Here is an 18,874-nt window from a genome sequence, read left to right on the forward strand (position 1 = left end):
CGGTGTCCAGCGCGTGCCGGCACAGTGCCGCGCCCGCCGCGCCCCCGAGGTGCGGGCGCCGCTCCGTCCAGTCCAGGCAGGAGCGGGCCAGCGGCCGGCGGGTGGAGCGGTCGACGGTGATGCCCGCGTCGCCGAACCAGGCGAGACCCTCGTCGGTCAGCGCGAAGCCGGTGTCCTGGCGCAGCAGCCCGCGCGAGGTCAGCGCGTCGGTGACCGCGATGCCCAGCCGGCCGGCGAGATGGTCGTAGCAGGTGCGCCCGCGCGCCAGGGCGGACCGGGTACGGACCTCCCGCAGCGTGCGCGGGACGTCGGCCACCACCTCCTGGGGCAGATGCGCCGCCAGATCCTCGACGAGCTGCGCGGCGCGCGGGTCGGCCAGCCGGACGTAGCGGTGCCGCCCCTGGCGTTCCGTCGCGAGCAGGCCGCCCGCGACCAGCCGGTTCAGATGCCCGGTGAGTGTCGAGGGCGCGACCCGGACGTGCCGGGCGAGTTCCCCGGCGGTCCACGCGCGCCCGTCCAGCAGGGCCAGCAGACAGCCGGCCCGCGTCTCGTCGGCGAGCAGCGCGGCGAGCGAGGCGAGGGCGGCGGCGCGCGAGTCCCTGGCGGTCATGTGCTCAGCATGGGGCACGGACACTTCGGCGCCCACCGCATCATGGCCGGTGCTCCGGCTCCCCGTACTGGACCTCGAGACCGGCCAGCAGCGCCGCCAGCCCCACCTCGAAGGCCCGCTCGTCGATCTTCTCCTGCTGCTCGGCGAGGAGGTGGGCCTGCCCGAGGTGGGGATAGTCGGCGGGGTCGTAGGCGCTCGCGTCGTCCACGAAACCGCCCGCGAAGGAGCTGAGCGCGGAGCCCATGACGAAGTACCGCATCAGCGCGCCGATCGAGGTGGCCTGCGCCGGGGACCAGCCCGCGTCGACCATCCCGCCGTAGACCGCGTCCGCCAGCCGCAGCCCGGCCGGACGGCGGCCGGGGCCGCGCGCGAGGACCGGGACGATGTTGGGGTGGTCGCGCAGCGCGGACCGGTAGGAGACGGCCCAGTCGTGCAGCGCGGTCCGCCAGTCCCGCCCGTCCTCGAACATCGACAGGTCGACCTGCGCGCTCACCGAGTCGGCGACCGCCTCCAGGATCTCGTCCTTGGTGCGGAAGTGGTTGTAGAGCGAGGGCCCGCTCACCCCGAGTTCGGCGGCGAGCCGCCGGGTGGACACGGCCTGGAGCCCCTCCGCGTCCACGAGGGCCCGTGCCGTCGCGACGATCCGGTCGGTGCTGAGAAGGGGCTTGCGCGGTCGGGCCATGGCGCACATAGTAGGGCTGCGAACAGAAACTAGCACTGCTAATTTAAATGTACGTCTTTCAAGGGCCTTACGGGTTCCCGCTGAGGCCGTGTGGGGTGATCGCGTGGTGAACCTGGGGCTGAGCGAGGAACAGGCTGCCGTACGGCGACTGGCCCGTGACTTCGTGGAGCGCGAGATCGCCCCCCACGTCACCGCCTGGGACCGCGCCGAGGAGGTCGACCGGGGCATCGTGAAGAAGCTCGGGGAGGTCGGCTTCCTGGGTCTGACCATCGACGAGGAGTACGGCGGCTCCGGGGGCGACTACCTCGCGTACTGCCTGGTCACCGAGGAACTGGGGCGCGGCGACTCCTCGGTGCGCGGGATCGTCTCCGTCTCCCTCGGCCTGGTCGCCAAGTCCATCGCGGCCTGGGGTGACGAGGAGCAGAAGCGGCGCTGGCTGCCGGGCCTGACCTCCGGCGAGCTGGTCGGCTGCTTCGGCCTCACCGAGCCCGGCACCGGCTCGGACGCGGGTAACCTCACCACGCGGGCCGTCCGGGACGGTGGGGGAGACTACGTGCTGAGCGGCACCAAGATGTTCATCACCAACGGCACCTGGGCCGACGTGGTGCTGCTCTTCGCCCGCTCCACCGACGCCCCCGGTCACAAGGGTGTCTCCGCCTTCCTCGTCCCCACCGACACCCCCGGCCTCACCCGCCGCACCATCCACGGCAAGCTCGGCCTGCGCGGCCAGGCCACCGCCGAACTGGTGCTGGAGGACGTGCGGGTGCCCGCCTCCGCGATGGTCGGCGCCGAGGGCAAGGGCTTCTCCGTCGCCATGTCCGCGCTCGCCAAGGGCCGGATGTCGGTCGCCGCGGGCTGCGTCGGCATAGCCCAGGCCGCCCTGGACGCGGCCGTCCGGTACGCCGGTGAGCGCGAGCAGTTCGGCACCTCCATCGCCCGGCACCAGTTGGTGCAGGAGCTGATCAGCGACATCGCCGTGGACGTGGACGCCGCCCGGCTGCTCACCTGGCGGGTGGCCGACCTGATCGACCGGGGCGAGCCGTTCGCCACGGAGTCCTCCAAGGCCAAGCTGTTCGCCTCCGAGGCCGCCGTGCGCGCCGCCTCCAACGCCCTTCAGGTGTTCGGGGGTTACGGCTACATCGACGAGTACCCGGTGGGCAAGCTGCTGCGCGACGCCCGCGTGATGACCCTGTACGAGGGCACCAGCCAGATCCAGAAGCTCCTCATCGGCCGCGCGCTCACGGGCGTCTCCGCGTTCTGAGGCCGCGCCCTTCTGAGTACGGGTACTGAGTACCTCGGCGGATGTGGCCCGCGCCGCGTCCGCCGACACTCGTGCCATGAGCGACACACCCGTCAAGCAGCAGAGCACGGCCGCCTTCTACGGACAGGCCGTCGCCTCCTTCGCCGTCGCCATGACGGCCACCGCGATCGGCATCTACCGGCTGGACGCCAACGCCTGGGTGCGCGGCTTCCTCGCCATCGCCGTCCTCTACCTCGTCACCTCCGCCTTCACCCTCGCCAAGGTGATCCGCGACAGACAGGAGGCCGGCGAGATCGTCAGCAGAGTCGACCAGGCCCGCATGGAAGAACTCCTCACCTCCCACGACCCGTACCGCAAGACGCCGGGTCCGCAGCAGTCTCGCTAAGCGAGCGCTCACCTTCGGCGGTATGGTGGTGCTCCTGTCATCCGAGGAGGGGCGAGCGATGAGTACGGCGGAGGAGACGGTCGGCGGCGAGGCCGACGCGTGGGCCGAGGTCACCCCGGACGCGGCCCGGCGGCTGCTCGTCGCCGCCGTGGAAGCCTTCGCCGAGCGCGGCTACCACGCCACCACCACCCGCGACATCGCGGGCCGCGCCGGGATGAGCCCGGCCGCGCTCTACATCCACTACAAGACCAAGGAAGAGCTGCTCCACCGGATCAGCCGCATCGGTCACGACAAGGCGCTCGACATCCTGCGCACCGCCGCGCGCGGCGAGGGCACGGCCACCGAGCGGCTCGCGGACGGGGTCAGCTCCTTCGTCCGCTGGCACGCCGGCCGCCGCACCACCGCCCGGGTCGTGCAGTACGAGCTGGACGCGCTCGGCCCGGACGCCCGCGCCGAGATCGTCGCGCTGCGCCGCCAGGTGGACGCCGAGGTGCGCGGGATCATCGAGGACGGCGTGGCGGCCGGCGAGTTCGACGTACCCGACGTGCAGGGCACCACCCTCGCCATCCTGTCGCTCTGCATCGACGTGGCCCGCTGGTTCAACGTGGACGGCCCGCGCACCCCCGAGCAGGTCGGTGAGCTGTACGCGGGCCTCGTCCTGCGGATGGTCGGGGTCCACTGACCCCGACGCCCGCCTTCCGGGGTCAGAAGTAGTAGCGGGACACCGACTCCGCCACGCACACCGGCTTGTCGCCGCCCTCACGCTCCACGGTGAAGGCGATCGACACCTGCACCCCGCCCGGCACGTCCTCCACACCGGTGATCACCGCGGTGGAGCGCAGCCGGGAGCCGACCGGCACCGGGGCGGGGAAGCGGACCTTGTTGGTGCCGTAGTTGACGCCCATCCGCACGCCCTCGACCGCGATGAGCTGCGGCCCGAACAGGGGGAGCAGGGACAGGGTGAGGTAGCCGTGCGCGATGGTGGTGCCGAAGGGGCCCGCGGCCGCCTTCTGCGGGTCCACGTGAATCCACTGGTGGTCCCCGGTGGCCTCCGCGAACAGGTCGATCCGCTTCTGGTCGACCTCCAGCCAGTCGGTGTGGCCGAGCTGCTCGCCCACGGCCGCCTTCAGCTCGTCGGGGGAGTGGAAGGTCCTCGGTTCTGCCATGATCCCGGCCTCTCGCGTCGTAAGTCTAAGCAACTGCTTAGCATGGTGGGGTGGGCGGCGCCTGTCAACGGCTCGTCCGGTCCGGCGGGTCGGTAGGCTCGGGACGGTGCCCCAGCTTCCCGAGAAGATCCACGAGCTGACCGTCGGCCAGTTGTCCGCGCGCAGCGGCGCTGCCGTCTCCGCCCTGCACTTCTACGAGTCCAAGGGCCTGATCAGCAGCCGCCGCACCTCCGGCAACCAGCGCCGCTACACCCGCGACACCCTGCGCCGGGTCGCCTTCGTACGCGCCGCCCAGCGGGTCGGCATCCCGCTCGCCACCATCCGCGAGGCCCTCGCCGAGCTGCCCGAGGAGCGCACCCCGACCCGCGCGGACTGGGCCCGGCTCTCCGAGGCGTGGCGCTCGGAGCTGGACGACCGGATCGACCAGCTCAACCGGCTGCGCGACCACCTCACCGACTGCATCGGCTGCGGCTGCCTCTCCCTGGCCACGTGCGTGCTGTCCAACCCGGACGACGTGTTCGGCGAGCGCGGGGCCGGGTCCCGCCTGATGCGGGAGGAGCGGGGGCCGCGTGCGCACTCCTGAACTCGCCGCCGCGCTGGCGGAGATCGACGTGGTGTTCAACGGCGAGGCGAGCCGCGCCGAGTTCGGCTGCGCCGGCCACTGCTGCACCGCCGAGGACGCCGCGTACCTGCGTACCCCGCACACCCGCCTGCCGGCCGAGCTGCTGAACCGCTTCCTGCACAAGTCGCCGCAGCACTTCGCCGACCACGCCGCCGCGATGCGCCGCCTGCTGCCGCAGGGTGCGCACGCCATGGCCGACGGCACCCTGGAGGACGCCGGGTGGATGCCGCTCGGGCTGAGCCGGGTGGACTGGCGGTCCTGGCCGGGCCGCCAGGCCCGAGCGGTCGAGGCGTTCTTCGGCGCCTGGTGGCAAGAGGCGCTCGGCGCCGCCGAGCCGCCCTACCCGGTCCGGGACGTGTTCGAGATCTGCTGCTCCGTACTGGGTGAGGCGGCACCGCTGCTGGCGGCGTGGGAGGCCGGACCCGAGGCCGACGCGCATCTCGCGGACTGCGTGGAATGGTGGTCGGACGATCTTCTCGCCGACCGCTGGCCCTTCACCTGGTGGCGCCCGGACGACGAGCCCCACGCTCGCGCGGAACTCCAGACCTGGCTGGGCGAGCACGCCCCGGCCCGCCTCCGGCCCCTCGGGCTGACCGGCCTCGCCGACCGCACCGCCCTCCTCGCGCTGCCGTACGACGCCCGCTGGAACGACCCCTACTGGTCCCGCTGAGCCGCGTACTCCGTCAGCCCCGCCGCCACCAGCCGGGCGTTGGACAGGGCCCGTTCACCGCCCGGCAGGAACAGCGTGTCCTCCAGGCCGATACGAGTCGCCAGCCCCAGCCGTCCGGCCAGCCGCAACACCGGCCACGCGCCGCCGTCCTCGCCGTGCAGCAGGACGGGACGGCCGTGCGCCGTGCCCAGTTCGCCGAGCAGGGCGTGCGCCGACGCCTCGGCGGTCGCCGGATCGGTGTCCGTCACCTCCGCCAGGACCCGCAGCACGCGCGGCCCGAGCGGGGAGACAGCGAAGCGCGCCGCGCCCTCGGTGCCGGACCAGATGCCCGCCTCGACCCCGACGCCCCGCCTCAGCAGCAGCGCGGCAAGCTCCTCGGCGCCCGGCTCGTGCCAGTTGACCGACGCGAAATCGGGCAGCACCGACCAGGAGCGCACCCGCTCCAGCAGTGCGGCCGGACCGGGTTCGGCCCAGGCGCCGGTGGTCACCCCGACCGGCACCCCGGCGAGCCCGCGCAGTGCCGCCACCACGGGCCCGACGACGCGTGCGGACAGGGACTCCCGCCCGCACGGCGTCCGGGGGTGCACATGCGCCTCCGTGGCCCCGGCGGTGACCGCCTCCGCGGCCGACCGCGCCAACTCCTCCGGCGTCAGCGGGACTTGAGCGCCGTCCGCCGCCGTTCTGCTCCCGTTCAGACAGACCTGCACCGCACCATGGTGCCGCACCGGCTCAGGCCGACATCAGCAGCCGCTCCCGCCGCGCCGAGGCCAGCGCGTCGTCGGTGAGCACCGGACGCGGCACCAGGATGCCGCAGTCCGCGCACACCGGCCCGGCCGACGGCTCGTGATCGAGGCCGTACCGCCACACCAGCCGCTCGCCGTCGCACACCGGGCACACCGATCCCGGCCGGCGCTCCAGGGCGCTGATGATCCGGTGCAGTACGTCGGCCAGCGGTTCACGGGGGTGCAGCCGCGGGTCGTCGCACCAGGCGACACCGAAGCCGCCCCAGGTCATCCGGTGCCAGTCGTCGACACTGCCCGGCCTGCGCAGGCCGTCGTGCTTCTCCTTCTTCCGGCGTTCCGCGAAATCGGCCTCGTAGGTCAGCCACACCGCGCGCGCCTGCTCCAGCTCAACCAGTGCGGCCACGAGCCGCGCCGGGTCGGGGGAGCGGTCCTCCGGGCCGAAACCGGCCCGCCCGCACAGATGGTCCCAGGTCGCCCGGTGCCCGTAAGGAGCGAACCGCTCCAGGCACTTGCGCAGTGAGTAGCGCCGCAGCGCCAGATCGCATCGCGGATCGCGCACCTGTCTCGCCAGACTTCGGAATCCGGCCATCGCCCTGCACCTCCGTCACACCTGTGTCCGCTCTCCGGTCACCTCGGCGTCGCCGTACGGCTGTCGCGCGACGTCGCCGGATAGACGTGTCGCGGGCCGATCCGGCTCCATCCGATTTCCGATGCCCTCCCATAACGCGTTCCGTGTTGACCGCCGGGCACCGGCCCGAACGGCCGCGGAACTTGACGCATGTTCACCTTTCTTCGCGGGGATACCGGCGGTAACGTCCGGCCCACCCCCGTCGGGAGGAGCTGCCATGCCACGGCGCACCCCACGTAACGTGTTGTCCGACAGACTCAGAACTCCTCGCACACTCTCCGGGTTCCTGAAGACGGCCTCGATATGCGTCCTGATCGCCGGTTGTCTTTCACCGCTCGGTCAGGCGGCGGCCGCCACAAGCGCTCCCACCGCGACGAACGACTACTGTTCCGGCCAGTGTTCGGACATCCTTCCGCCGGGTGAGAACGGCAACGCCACCCTGGCGCAGATCCTGCTCAACCAGGCTTTCGGCACCCAGCCGGCGCATGCCGAGGACCAGCTCGGCCCCTACGCGAATCTCGCCACCGGCCACCCCGGCCTGACCGACGCGAAGATCAACAACTTTTTCAACGACGCCTCCTTCGGCGTCCCCGCCGCCCAGGTCGCCTCCACCGAGAAGCCCGCCGGGCGCACCGACGTCACGATCGTCCGGGACAAGAAGACCGGTGTGCCCCACATCTCGGGCACCACCCGCTACGGCACCGAGTTCGGCGCCGGTTACGCGGCCGGGCAGGACCGGCTGTGGCTGATGGACGTGTTCCGGCACGTGGGCCGGGGCCAGTTGACCGGCTTCGCCGGCGGCGCCCCCGCCAACCAGGGCCTGGAGCAGGAGTTCTACCGCCAGGCGCCCTACACCGAGGCCGACCTCCAGGCCCAGATCGACGGCGCCGTGGCCCGTAACGGCGAGCGCGGACAGCAGGCCCTCGCCGACGTCACCGCCTACCTGGACGGCATCAACGCCTACATCGACGCCTCCGACAGCGGCCGTTACTTCCCCGGCGAGTACGTCCTCACCGGCCACAAGGACTCCATCACCAACGCCGGCACCATCGACCACTTCAAGGTGACCGACCTGGTGGCGCTCGCCTCGGTGGTCGGCACGCTGTTCGGCTCCGGCGGGGGCGGCGAGGTGAACAACGCCCTCTCGCTGATCGCCGCCCAGTCCAAGTACGGCGTCGAGGAGGGCACCCGCGTCTGGGAGTCCTTCCGGATGCGCAACGACCCCGAGGCCGTCCTCACCCTCCACTACGGACAGCGTTTCCCCTACGCCACCCGCCCCGACAGCCCCCGCGGCCGGGCCCTGCCCGACGCCGGCTCGGTCACCCAGGAGCCGCTGGTCTACGACCGCACCGGCAGCGCGGGCACCGCGAGCGCCAGGAGTTCCTCCACCGCCGCCGCCAAGGACACCCTCAGCTCCGCCCGGCGCGGCATGTCCAACGCCCTCGTGGTCAGCGGCAAGCACACCGCCAGTGGCCACCCCGTCGCCGTCTTCGGCCCGCAGACCGGCTACTTCGCCCCGCAGCTCCTGATGCTCCAGGAGATCCAGGGCCCCGGCATCAGCGCCCGCGGCGCCTCCTTCGCGGGCCTGAGCATGTACGTAGAACTCGGACGCGGCCAGGACTACTCCTGGAGCGCCACCACCTCCGGCCAGGACATCATCGACACCTACGCCGTCGAGCTGTGCCAGGACGACCACCACTACCTCTACCGGGGCACCTGCACCGCGATGGAGCAGGTCGAGCGGAAGAACGCCTGGAAGCCCACCGTGGCCGACGGCACCGCCGCCGGTTCGTACGCCATGCGCGTGTGGCGGACCAAGTACGGGCCCGTGCAGTACCGGGCGACCGTCGGCGGGAAGAAGGTCGCCTACACCACCCTGCGCTCCTCCTACCTGCACGAGGCCGACTCCATCATCGGCTTCCAGATGCTCAACGACCCCGGCTATGTGAAGGGCCCCGAGGACTTCCAGAAGGCGGCCCAGCACATCAACTTCACCTTCAACTGGTTCTACGCCGACTCCGCGCACACCGCGTACTACAACAGCGGCGACAACCCGGTCCGCGCGGCCGGTGTCGACGCCGAGTTCCCGGTGTGGGCCGAGCCGGCCTACGAGTGGCGGAACTGGGACCCGGCCGCCAACACCGCCGACTACACCCCGGCGAGCGAACACCCCAACTCCATCGACCAGGACTACTACATCTCCTGGAACAACAAGCAGGCCGAGGCGTACACCGCCGCGCCCTGGGGCGAGGGCCCGGTGCACCGGGGCGACCTCCTCGACGACCGGGTGAGCAAGCTGGTCGCGCAGGGCGGGGTCACCCGGACCAAGCTGGTCCAGGCCATGGCGGACGCGGCCCTGGCCGACCTGCGCGCCGAGGACGTGCTGCCCGGGCTGCTCAAGGTCGTCAACTCGGCGCCGGTGACCGACCCGGCGGCAGCGGCGGCCGCGACCAAGCTCCAGACATGGCTGGACGCGGGTGCCAGGCGCACCGAGACGTCGGCGGGGTCGAAGAAGTACGCCGACTCCGACGCGATCCGCCTCCTGGACGCCTGGTGGCCCCTGCTGGTGAAGGCCGAGTTCGAACCCGGCCTCGGCAGCAGCCTGTACGGCGCCTTCACCGCCAACCTCCCGGTGGACGAGGCACCCTCCGCCGGGCACGGCCCGACCGGCTCGCACGCCGGAAGCTCGTTCCAGTACGGCTGGTGGAGCTATGTCGACAAGGACATACGAGCGGTGCTCGGTGAGCCCGTACCGGGCGGTCTCTCCCGCAAGTACTGCGGCGACGGCAGCCTCTCCGCCTGCCGGGACGCCCTTCTCGGCACGCTGAAGCAGGCCGCCGGGCTCACCGCCGCCCAGGTCTACCCGGGCGACGACCTGTGCTCCGCCGGGGACCAGTGGTGCGCCGACTCTATTCAGCAGCGCACCCTGGGCGGCGTCAAGCACGGCAACATCAGCTGGCAGAACCGGCCGACCTACCAGCAGGTCGTGGAGTACACCTCGCACCGCTGACGGCCCGTGAGCGGCGGCTCCCGGTACGGGGGCCGCCGCGCTCAGCGGTACATCAGGTACTTCGCCCGCACCCGGCGGAACGCCGTCAGCTCCGCCTGCCAGGCGGCCGCCACCTCGTCCGCCCCGGCCCCGGCGTCGATCATCGTGCGCACCCGCTCCGAACCGGTCAGCTTGTCGATCCAGTTGTCCGGCCGCCAGGCGAACCCGTCCCACACCCGCCGTGCCGTCACCAGCAGCGTCACCCCGGTCAGCACCGGGTCGAAGGCCGCCGGATCGTGCACATGGAGCTGCACCCCGCCGACCGTCTTCCCCTGGAACTTGGAGAACGTCGGCGCGAAGTACGCCTCCCGGAACCGCACCCCCGGCAGCCCCGCCTTGTTCGCCTCCCGGGCCCAGCGCCCGTCGACGCCCTCCGCGCCGAGGAGTTCGAAGGGGCGGGTGGTGCCCCGGCCCTCGGAGAGGTTGGTGCCCTCGAACAGACAGGTCCCGGAGTACACCAGGGCGGTGTCCGGGGTCGGCATGTTCGGGCTCGGCGGCACCCAGGGCAGCCCGCAGTCGCCGAAGAACATCCCGCGCCGCCAGCCGGTCATCGCCACCGTCTCCAGCGGCACCGGCTTGTCGAGGAACTCCCCGTTGAACAGCCGGGCCAGCTCCGCCACCGTCATCCCGTGCGCCTGCGCGACCGGCCGCCGGCCGACGAACGTGGCGAACTCCTCGTGCAGCACCGGCCCCAGGGCGGCCCGTCCGGTCACCGGGTTCGGGCGGTCCAGCACCATGAACCGCTTGCCCGCCAGCGCCGCCGCCTCCATGCAGTCGTACAGCGTCCAGATGTACGTGTAGAAGCGGGCGCCCGCGTCCTGGATGTCGAAGACGACGGTGTCCACCCCGGAGGCGGTGAAGACGTCGGCGAGCGCCTGGCCGCTCTTCAGATACGTGTCGTACACCGGCAGCCCCGTCGCGGGGTCGTCGTAGCGCCCCTCCGAGCCGCCCGCCTGGGCGGTGCCCCTGAAACCGTGCTCGGGGCCGAAGACGGCGGTCAGCCGCACCCGGTCGTCCGCGTGCATCACGTCCACGATGTGCCGGACGTCACGGGTGACGCCCGTCGGGTTGGTGACGATGCCGGCCTTCCGGCCGGCCAGCGGCGCGTAGCCGTCGGCGGCCAGCCGCTCGAACCCGGTGCGCACCCGGTGCCCGGCGCCGGCGTCCGAGGCGGGGGCCGGGATCCCGGCCCCGACGGCGGCCGTTGCGGTGGTGGCGAGCATGCTCCGTCTGGACAGCGTCATACGGGACCTCCGTGAGCGCGGCGGGTGTCATGACCACGGGGACGCTAGCGGCTGGCGGGCCGCCAGGGAACGCACCGGACCGGGAGCCGTCGGGGATTCCCCTTCCCTCCGGCATACCGACTGGTTAGTCTGGCGCCGCGGCGGCGGGACCGCCGCGCACAGCCACAGCTCGAAGGAGGCCGCTGGTGGAAGCCGTGCAGGACGCCGGAGTCGTCGTCACCGGGGCGGGCGGGGGGATCGGGGCGGCTCTCGCCCGCCGGTTCGCCGCCGAGGGCGCCCGGGTCGTCGTCAACGACCTCGACGCCGACAAGGCCAAGGCGGTGGCCGAGGAGATCGGGGGCATCGCCGTGCCCGGCGACGCCTCCGGGATCGTCGCCGAGGCCCGCGCGGCGCTCGGCGGCGCCATCGACGTGTACTGCGCCAACGCGGGCGTCGCCTTCGAGGACGGCACCCCCGGCGGCCCGCTGGACGAGCGCTCCTGGGCGGTGTCCTGGGACGTCAATGTGATGGCCCACGTCCGCGCCGCCCACGACCTGCTGCCCGGCTGGCTGGAGCGGGGTGGCGGCCGGTTCGTCTCCACCGTCTCCGCCGCCGGACTGCTCACCATGATCGGCGCCCCCTCCTACAGCGTCACCAAGCACGGCGCGCTGGCCTTCGCCGAGTGGCTGTCCCTCACCTACCGCCACCGGGGCGTGAAGGTGCACGCGATCTGCCCGCAGGGTGTGCGCACCGACATGCTGTCCGCCACCGGCAGCGCCGGCGACCTGGTGCTCCAGCCGACCGCGATCGAGCCGGCCGAGGTCGCCGACGCGCTGTTCGCGGGCATGGCCGAGGACCGCTTCCTGATCCTGCCGCATCCCGAGGTGGCCGAGTACTACCAGACCCGCGCGGCCCACCCGGACAAGTGGCTGGGCGGCATGAACCGGCTCCAGCGCGCCTGGGAGGACTCCCGCTGACCCGGCCCCGCCGGGGGATGGGAAGATCCTCCGGCGGGGAACCGTTCCCGCCCCAGTGACGACAGTCGGCGACCCGACGGAAAGGCAGGTGGCGGCAGTGCCCAGGAACACGGACGGAGACGCCGCACCCGTCCCCCGGCGGCTGCTGGACGCCGCGACCCGCCTCTTCGCCGACCAGGGCTACGACCGCACCTCGGTGCAGGAGATCGTCGAGGCCGCCGGAGTCACCAAGGGCGCGCTCTACCACTACTTCGGCTCCAAGGACGACCTCCTGCACGAGGTCTACGCGCGCGTGCTGCGCCTCCAGCAGGAGCGCCTGGACGCCTTCGCGGACGCCGACGAGCCGGTGGAGAAGCGGGTGCGGGACGCGGCCGCCGACGTCGTCGTCACCACCATCGAGAACCTCGACGACGCGATGATCTTCTTCCGCTCGATGCACCACCTGAGCCCGGAGAAGAACAAGCAGGTCCGCGCCGAACGCCGCCGCTACCACGAACGGTTCCGCGCGCTGATCGAGGAGGGCCAGCGCGAGGGCGTGTTCTCCACCGCCACCCCGGCCGACCTCGTCGTGGACTACCACTTCGGCTCGGTCCACCACCTCTCCACCTGGTACCGCCCCAAGGGCCCGCTCACCCCGCAGGAGGTCGCCGACCACCTCGCCGACCTCCTGCTGCGCGCCCTGCGCCCGTAGCGGCAACGCGCAAGGGGCGCCCGCGATCGCGGGCGCCCCTTGCGACAGGTGCTTCTTTACAGGTACTTCTTCAGCTCACGCCGGGCCAGCGAGCGCTGGTGCACCTCGTCCGGACCGTCCGCCAGCATCAGCGTGCGGGCACCCGCGTACAGGTCGGCCAGCGGGAAGTCCTGGCTCACCCCGCCCGCGCCGTGCAACTGGATCGCCCGGTCCAGGATCTCCACCACCGCGCGCGGAGTGGCGATCTTGATGGCCTGGATCTCGGTGTGCGCGCCCCGGTTGCCGACGGTGTCCATCAGCCACGCCGTCTTCAGCACCAGCAGCCGGAGCTGCTCCACCGTCACCCGCGCGTCCGCGATCCAGTTCTGCACCACCCCCTGCTGCGCCAGCGGCTTGCCGAACGCGGTACGCGACACCGCCCGCCGGCACATCAGCTCGATGGCCCGCTCGGCCATGCCGATCAGCCGCATGCAGTGGTGGATGCGCCCCGGACCGAGCCGGGCCTGAGCGATGGCGAAGCCGCCGCCCTCCTCGCCCACCAGGTTGGCCACCGGCACGCGCGCGTGGTCGAAGACGACCTCCGCGTGCCCGCCGTGCGAGTGGTCCTCGTACCCGAAGACCTGCATGGCCCGCTTCACTGTCACACCGGGCGTGTCCCGCGGGACCAGCACCATCGACTGCTGACGGCGGAGGTCCTCGCCGTCCGGGTCGGTCTTGCCCATCACGATGAAGATCTTGCAGTCCGGGTTCATGGCCCCGGAGATGTACCACTTGCGGCCCGTGATGACGTATTCGTCACCGTCCCGCTCGATGTGCGTGGTGATGTTGGTGGCGTCGGAGGAGGCCACCTCCGGCTCGGTCATGGCGAACGCCGAGCGGATCTCCCCGGCCAGCAGCGGCTCCAGCCACTGCTTCTTCTGCTCGTCCGTGCCGAACTGCGCCAGCACCTCCATGTTCCCGGTGTCCGGTGCCGCGCAGTTCAGCGCGGTCGGCGCCAACTGCGGGGACCGGCCGGTGATCTCGGCCAGCGGGGCGTACTGGAGGTTGGTCAGCCCGGCACCGTACTCGGCGTCGGGCAGGAAGAGGTTCCACAGGCCCTGCCGCCGCGCCTCGGCCTTCAGCTCCTCCACCACCGCAGGGGTGTCCCAGGGGGAGTCCAGCAGCGCCCGCTGCTCCTCGGCGGTCTTCTCGGCCGGGTACACGTACTCGTCCATGAAGGCGAGGAGACGGGTGCGGAGTTCCTCGGTGCGCGCGTCGAACGCGAAGTCCATCTGCTTTAGCCTTCCTGAAGCGTGGTCAGTCCGTGGTCGATGAAGACGGGCACCAGGTCCCCGATGCGGTCGAAGCCGCCGCCCACCGTCTGGCCGAGGGTGTACCGGTAGTGGATGCCCTCCAGGATCACGGCGAGCTTGAACCAGGCGAACGCGGTGTACCAGTTGACGTCCGAGACATCGCGCCCGGAGCGCTCCGCGTACCGCTCGACCAGCTCGGCGGGCGTGGGGTGGCCGGGGGCCTCGGCGGTGGTGGAGACGGGGGAGTGGGCCATTCCGAGCGGCTGGCTGTACATCACCAGCAGGCCGAGGTCGGTGAGCGGGTCGCCCAGGGTCGACATCTCCCAGTCGAGGATGGCCTCGATCCGGTCGCCCTCGCCGATCAGCACGTTGTCCAGGCGGTAGTCGCCGTGCACCACGGCCGGCGCCGGAGAGGTGGGCAGCGAGCGGCCGAGGGCCGCGTGCAGCTCGTCGACGCCCGCCAGCTCCCGGTTGCGGGAGGCGTCGAGCTGCTTGCCCCAGCGGCGGAGCTGGCGGTCCAGGAAGCCCTCGGGACGGCCGAAGTCGGCGAGGCCCACCTCGGCGGGGTCCACCGCGTGCAGCTCGACGAGGGTGTCCACCAGTGACAGCACCGCGTTCCGGGTGCGCTCCGCACCGAGCGGGGCGAGCTGGTCCGCCGTGCGGTAGGGGGTGCCCTCGACGAACTCCATCACGTAGAACGGGGCGCCCAGCACCTCGTCGTCCTCGCACAGCAGCACCGGCCGGGGGACCGGCACGCGGGTGGGGTGCAGGGCGCTGATCACCCGGTGCTCGCGGCGCATGTCGTGCGCGGTGGCCAGGACGTGGCCCAGCGGCGGGCGCCGGACGACCCAGCGGGAGGTGCCGTCGGTGACGGCGTAGGTGAGGTTCGACCGTCCGCCCTCGATCAGCCTGCCGGTCAGCGGACCGGTCACCAGGCCGGGCCGCTCACGGTCGAGCAGCGCGCGCAGCCGGTCGAGATCGAGTCCGGGCGGGTGGTCGGCGCTCATACATCACTCCTACGAACGGGTGAACAGGAACGCGTCACATGATGCCGACCGGTCGGTATGCCGTCCAGTGTGTGCACCCTAAAGCCTGCGCCGACGTGACCGGACACACGCCGCCCGGCGTGTGTCCGGCGTGGTCACGGAGGCTCGGTGGACGGAGGCGGTGACGACGGACAGGCTATGTGCGAACGCCGTGAACCGCCCGTATCGGGATACCGGGGTTGCGCGGCGGGTGAACGCCCTGGAGGGTCCAGATCATGAAGGCCATCAGCTACCGCCGCTACGGCGGCCCCGAAGTGCTGGAGTACGGCGAGCTCCCCGAGCCCAAGGTGGGCCCCGACGAGGTGCTGGTCCGGGTGCGCGCGGCCGCGGTCAACCCGGTCGACTGGAAGTGCCGCGAGGGGCACCTCGACCCGGTCCTCAACACCGTCTTTCCTGTGATCACCGGCTGGGACGTCAGCGGGGTCGTGGTCCGCCCCGGCGCCTCCGTCGCCGAGTACGAGGAGGGGGACGAGGTGATGGGGTACGTCCGCGAGGACCTGCTCTCGCTCGGTACCTTCGCCGAGTACGTCGCCGCCCCGGTGCGCACCCTCGCCCGCAAGCCCGCCGCGTTCTCCTTCGAGGAGGCCGCCGGACTGCCATTGGTGGGCCTGACCGCCTACCAGGTCCTCGTGAAGGTCCTCGAGGTCAAGCGCGGCGAGACCGTGCTCATCCACGCGGCCGCCGGCGGGGTCGGCTCCCTCGGTGTGCAGATCGCCGTCCATCTCGGCGCCTACGTCATCGGCACCGCCAGCGAACGCAACCACGCCTATGTACGCGGTCTCGGCGGCGAACCGGTCACGTACGGCGAGGGCCTGGCCGACCGCGTACGCGGCATCGCGCCCGAGGGCGTGGACGCGGTCCTCGACACCGTCGGCGGCGAGACCCTGAAGGTCTCGGCCCAGCTCCTCGCCCCCGGCGGCCGCCTCGCCTCCATCGCCGACCCGGAGGTCACCGAGTACGGCGGCCGCTACTGGTTCGTCCGCCCCGACGCCGAGGACCTCGCCAAGCTCTCCCAGCTGGCCGACCAGGGTGCCGTCTCCGTCCACGTCGACAAGGCCTTCCCCCTGGAGCAGACCGCCGACGCCCAGCGCCTCAGCCAGGAGGGCCGCACCCGGGGCAAGATCGTCGTGACGGTCTCCGGAGCCGACGGCTAGGGCCTGTCCGGTGGACCAGGGGGCGGGGAAGCAGCGGTGCCGATCGACCCAGATGGGCGTGCCGGACCCCGCGTTCGCGCCATGATCCGCCGGACAGGCCCTAGCTCACCAGCACCCCCGCGCACAGCGCCAGCGCCACCGCGCACCCCGTAGCCGCCCATGCCATGCGCGGGGTGAGCGTGGGCGGTACCGGGCTCGCCGCCAGGGTGCGGATGCGCAGGTGGGCCAGGGCGAGGAAGGCCAGCCAGCACACACAGCACAGCAGGACCAGCACCGCCCCGGTCGCCGGGCCGGCCGCGCGGACCGACGCCCGTATCGCCAGCACCGCGGTCACCGTGCCCGACAGGGTGGTACGCCGCCACGCCAGCCGGGTGCGCTGCGGCTGGAGCCCCGCGTCGCGGGCCGGAGCGGTCATCCCGCCCATCCGGCCAGCACCACCACGACCATCACCACGGCGACCACCGCCACCAGCAAACTCAGCACCGCCGGGAACCGGGACACCGGCAGGTCCTCGCCCCGCCGCATCGCCTGCTCGCAGCGCACCCAGTGGTGCACCGCCCGCAGCGCGCACAGCACCCCCGCGCCCAGCAACGCCAGCGCCAGCGCCACCCGCCACGCCCAGCGCAGGTGCGGCAGGAACTGGTCCACCGCGAAACCGCCGCCGATCAGGGCCAGCGCGGTCCGCAGCCAGGCCAGGAAGGTCCGCTCGTTGGCCAGCGAGAACCGGTAGTCGGGGGTGGTGCCCTGGTCCCGCACCCGCTCGGGTTCGAGCCAGAGCCGGACGTTGCGTACGAATTCGCTCACACGCCGGACCCTACCGGCGCGTCACCCGGCCGCCCGGAACGCCCTCAGCCGCTCGTGCGCGGCCAGCCCGTCCGGCACCCACTCCCACTGGCCGAGCCGCGCGGCGACCTCCTCGTCGGTGAGGAAGGCGTGCCACTGCACCTCCTCCACCTGCGGGCGCACCGGCAGGTCGCAGCGGACCTCGTACACCGCCGACCACCAGCCGTGCCCGGCCTCGTCCTCATAGAGGAACTTGAAGAGGTACGCCGGCTCGGGCAGCCCGCTCACCCCCAGCTCCTCCTCCGCCTCGCGCAGCGCCGCCTCGTCGTAGGACTCGCCCGCGCCGACCACCCCGCCCACGAAGAGGTCGTACAGCGCGGGGAAGACCAGCTTGGTGGCGGTGCGCCGGTGTACGAACAGGCGGCCCTCGGCGTCGCGGACCTGGATGAAGACGCAGCGGTGGCGCAGCCCCCTGGCGTACGCCTCGCCGCGCGGGGCTTGAGTGACGACACGGTCCTGCTCGTCCACGATGTCGAGGATCTCGTCGGCGGGGTTCATCCCGCCATCCAAGCAGCTCAGTTGCGCTGCAGATCCCGTACCGGCCGCTCCTCGGCCGTGCCGCACGGCATCGCCGGGTGCATCCCCAGCAGCACGATGCCCCCGACGATCGCCGCGAGTCCGGCCGCCTCCCAGGCCAGCGCCCCGGTGTCGGTGTGCAGCCGGTCGCCGAGGAAGCCGACGCCGCACAGGATGCCCGCGAGGGGCTGGGCGGCGGTCAGCGCGGGCAGCGACATGCGCAGGGGCGCCGTCTCGAACGCGCTCTGCACCAGCAGCAGCCCGGTCACCCCGAGCGCCAGCACCGCGTACGGATGCCCGCCGGTGAAGAGTTCGGTGAGGCCGCCCTCGCGGAAGCGGATGCTGCTCACGCGGGTCAGCGCGTCCTGCACGCCGTAGAGGAGCCCGGCGGCCGTCGCCAGCAGCACCGGGCTCCACGTGGTCCGCGAGCGTTTCGCCCAGCCGGCCAGCGCCAGCGCCACCCCCACCATCACGCCGAGGATCAGCCAGTGCCGCACCGGATCGGTGACGGCGGTGCCGCCGCGCGGCCGGCCGGCCAGGATGAACGTGCTCACCCCGCCCGCCAGCAGCACCAGCCCCGCCCAGCCCTGCCGGCCCACCGGCTGGCCGGTCTGGCGGCGGGACAGGGCGAGCGCGAACAGCAGGTTGGTGGCGAGCAGCGGCTCCACCAGTGAGATCTCACCGTTGCCGAGTGCCACCGCGCCCAGCGCCATGCCGGCCACCATCAGCGCGGTACCGCCCAGCCAGCGCGGCACCCGCATCAGGTCCAGCAACAGTCGGAAGGACAGGAAGTCGCTCGGGGGCGCCTCACGCGCGACGTTCTGCTGAAGCACGAACCCGAACCCCAGGCACGCCGCGGCACTCACGGCGAGGAGGAGAACCAGAACGGACACGCTGCGTACCTCGATCATCGGCCGGGCCACGGTTGCGTAGGCCGACTGTAGCGTCCCGCAAGGCCGGGACTGTGGAGAGTGCCCGGAACCGGACACGTTTCGGGGGAACCGCCCCGTCATGTTCCGTCTCCCCGCCCCCCGGCGCCATGGCGTACGCCACACCCGCCGTCCCCGGACCGGACTGACCGACGCCGACCAGGGCACCTGTGCCTCAAGTCCCTCTGCAGCCGCCGTGGTTGGACGGAGCAACACTTCGATTCCGCTTGACGCAAACCTAGGCGGGGAGTTTGCTGTGAGTGATCGGCCGATGGCAGCCCGAAAAACAGGAAGTCCCGCGGTGCCCCTGACCCCGCCCCCGCCCGTCACAGACCGGGCCCCCTCGGACCCGCCCGGCGGCCTCGCCCCGGAGCACTCCGGCACCTT

At 72.3% G+C, this 18,874-nt stretch carries 21 protein-coding genes; 9 read left to right on the top strand and 12 right to left on the bottom strand.

Features of this window, described 5'->3' with window-relative positions; all coding sequences use genetic code 11:
• The coding region (locus GT030_RS32800; RefSeq protein ID WP_161204181.1) for a helix-turn-helix domain-containing protein at positions 1–610 on the bottom strand (610 nt) is incomplete at its 3' end.
• Positions 611–650: 40 nt separating this feature from the next.
• Positions 651–1,292: a TetR/AcrR family transcriptional regulator gene (locus GT030_RS32805; RefSeq protein WP_161204182.1), complete on the bottom strand. Its 642-nt coding sequence runs from the start codon at positions 1,290–1,292 to the stop codon at positions 651–653.
• A 106-nt stretch (positions 1,293–1,398) separates the two neighbouring features.
• Here GT030_RS32805 and GT030_RS32810 point away from each other — a divergent pair, with 106 nt between their 5' ends.
• From GT030_RS32810 to GT030_RS32820, 3 genes are all read left to right on the top strand, one after another.
• A complete protein-coding gene (locus GT030_RS32810) occupies positions 1,399–2,553 on the top strand; it encodes an acyl-CoA dehydrogenase family protein (RefSeq protein ID WP_161204199.1) in 1,155 nt (384 codons plus the stop codon).
• Between the two features lie 76 nt (positions 2,554–2,629).
• The gene (locus GT030_RS32815) at positions 2,630–2,938 is read left to right on the top strand and encodes a YiaA/YiaB family inner membrane protein (protein WP_030812545.1); all 309 of its coding nucleotides are present in this window, start codon (positions 2,630–2,632) and stop codon (positions 2,936–2,938) included.
• A gap of 58 nt (positions 2,939–2,996) precedes the next feature.
• Positions 2,997–3,620, top strand: a complete 624-nt coding sequence (locus GT030_RS32820) for a TetR/AcrR family transcriptional regulator (protein WP_161204183.1) — start codon at positions 2,997–2,999, stop codon at positions 3,618–3,620.
• A 22-nt stretch (positions 3,621–3,642) separates the two neighbouring features.
• On the opposite strand, the gene GT030_RS32825 is transcribed toward GT030_RS32820, so the two are convergent.
• A complete protein-coding gene (locus tag GT030_RS32825) occupies positions 3,643–4,104 on the bottom strand; it encodes a MaoC family dehydratase (RefSeq protein ID WP_161204184.1) in 462 nt (153 codons plus the stop codon).
• 106 nt (positions 4,105–4,210) lie between these two features.
• On the opposite strand from GT030_RS32825, the gene soxR reads away from it, so the two are divergent.
• Positions 4,211–4,687, top strand: a complete 477-nt coding sequence (gene soxR / locus GT030_RS32830) for a redox-sensitive transcriptional activator SoxR (protein ID WP_161204185.1) — start codon at positions 4,211–4,213, stop codon at positions 4,685–4,687.
• Positions 4,674–5,396, top strand: a complete 723-nt coding sequence (locus GT030_RS32835) for a hypothetical protein (RefSeq protein ID WP_161204186.1) — start codon at positions 4,674–4,676, stop codon at positions 5,394–5,396. The genes soxR and GT030_RS32835 overlap by 14 nt, the downstream gene beginning before the upstream one ends.
• On the opposite strand, the gene GT030_RS32840 is transcribed toward GT030_RS32835, so the two are convergent.
• Positions 5,381–6,103, bottom strand: coding sequence for a 3-keto-5-aminohexanoate cleavage protein (locus tag GT030_RS32840; protein ID WP_161204187.1), 723 nt, complete (start codon positions 6,101–6,103; stop codon positions 5,381–5,383). The two genes, GT030_RS32835 and GT030_RS32840, sit on opposite strands and share 16 nt — an antisense overlap.
• Positions 6,104–6,125: 22 nt before the next feature.
• On the bottom strand, positions 6,126–6,728 hold the full coding sequence (locus GT030_RS32845) for a hypothetical protein (protein ID WP_161204188.1): 603 nt from the start codon (positions 6,726–6,728) through the stop codon (positions 6,126–6,128).
• Between the two features lie 256 nt (positions 6,729–6,984).
• Here GT030_RS32845 and GT030_RS32850 point away from each other — a divergent pair, with 256 nt between their 5' ends.
• On the top strand, positions 6,985–9,777 hold the full coding sequence (locus GT030_RS32850) for a penicillin acylase family protein (RefSeq protein WP_161204189.1): 2,793 nt from the start codon (positions 6,985–6,987) through the stop codon (positions 9,775–9,777).
• Between the two features lie 41 nt (positions 9,778–9,818).
• On the opposite strand, the gene GT030_RS32855 is transcribed toward GT030_RS32850, so the two are convergent.
• A complete protein-coding gene (locus tag GT030_RS32855) occupies positions 9,819–11,060 on the bottom strand; it encodes a DUF1343 domain-containing protein (protein WP_161204190.1) in 1,242 nt (413 codons plus the stop codon).
• Between the two features lie 182 nt (positions 11,061–11,242).
• Here GT030_RS32855 and GT030_RS32860 point away from each other — a divergent pair, with 182 nt between their 5' ends.
• Both GT030_RS32860 and GT030_RS32865 read left to right on the top strand, forming a co-directional pair.
• Positions 11,243–12,016 carry an SDR family oxidoreductase gene (locus tag GT030_RS32860; RefSeq protein WP_161204200.1) on the top strand — a complete coding sequence of 258 codons (774 nt, stop codon included), beginning with the start codon at positions 11,243–11,245 and terminating at the stop codon, positions 12,014–12,016.
• A 97-nt stretch (positions 12,017–12,113) separates the two neighbouring features.
• Positions 12,114–12,707 carry a TetR/AcrR family transcriptional regulator gene (locus tag GT030_RS32865; RefSeq protein ID WP_161204191.1) on the top strand — a complete coding sequence of 198 codons (594 nt, stop codon included), beginning with the start codon at positions 12,114–12,116 and terminating at the stop codon, positions 12,705–12,707.
• A 56-nt stretch (positions 12,708–12,763) separates the two neighbouring features.
• Here GT030_RS32865 and GT030_RS32870 read toward each other — a convergent pair whose 3' ends face one another.
• On the bottom strand, positions 12,764–13,978 hold the full coding sequence (locus tag GT030_RS32870; protein WP_161204192.1) for an acyl-CoA dehydrogenase: 1,215 nt from the start codon (positions 13,976–13,978) through the stop codon (positions 12,764–12,766).
• A gap of 5 nt (positions 13,979–13,983) precedes the next feature.
• The gene (locus GT030_RS32875; protein ID WP_161204193.1) at positions 13,984–15,006 is read right to left on the bottom strand and encodes a phosphotransferase family protein; all 1,023 of its coding nucleotides are present in this window, start codon (positions 15,004–15,006) and stop codon (positions 13,984–13,986) included.
• 254 nt (positions 15,007–15,260) lie between these two features.
• Between GT030_RS32875 and GT030_RS32880 the strand changes: the two genes are divergently transcribed.
• On the top strand, positions 15,261–16,199 hold the full coding sequence (locus tag GT030_RS32880; protein ID WP_161204194.1) for an NADP-dependent oxidoreductase: 939 nt from the start codon (positions 15,261–15,263) through the stop codon (positions 16,197–16,199).
• Positions 16,200–16,299: 100 nt separating this feature from the next.
• Here the strand turns inward: GT030_RS32880 and GT030_RS32885 are convergent, their stop codons facing one another.
• The 4 genes from GT030_RS32885 to GT030_RS32900 are packed head-to-tail and all read right to left on the bottom strand — an operon-like array spanning position 16,300 to position 18,451.
• Positions 16,300–16,614 (bottom strand): DUF202 domain-containing protein, encoded by a 315-nt coding sequence (locus tag GT030_RS32885; protein ID WP_161204195.1) that lies wholly within the window; start codon positions 16,612–16,614, stop codon positions 16,300–16,302.
• A complete protein-coding gene (locus GT030_RS32890) occupies positions 16,611–17,003 on the bottom strand; it encodes a DUF202 domain-containing protein (RefSeq protein ID WP_161204196.1) in 393 nt (130 codons plus the stop codon). The genes GT030_RS32885 and GT030_RS32890 overlap by 4 nt, the downstream gene beginning before the upstream one ends.
• Positions 17,004–17,024: 21 nt before the next feature.
• The gene (locus GT030_RS32895) at positions 17,025–17,540 is read right to left on the bottom strand and encodes an NUDIX domain-containing protein (RefSeq protein WP_161204197.1); all 516 of its coding nucleotides are present in this window, start codon (positions 17,538–17,540) and stop codon (positions 17,025–17,027) included.
• A 17-nt stretch (positions 17,541–17,557) separates the two neighbouring features.
• Complete coding sequence (locus tag GT030_RS32900) at positions 17,558–18,451, bottom strand: DMT family transporter (RefSeq protein WP_161204198.1); 894 nt, start codon at positions 18,449–18,451, stop codon at positions 17,558–17,560.
• Positions 18,452–18,874: the final 423 nt, after the last annotated feature.

This window comes from Streptomyces sp. SID1328 (assembly GCF_009865595.1).
GTDB lineage: Bacteria > Actinomycetota > Actinomycetes > Streptomycetales > Streptomycetaceae > Streptomyces > Streptomyces griseoluteus.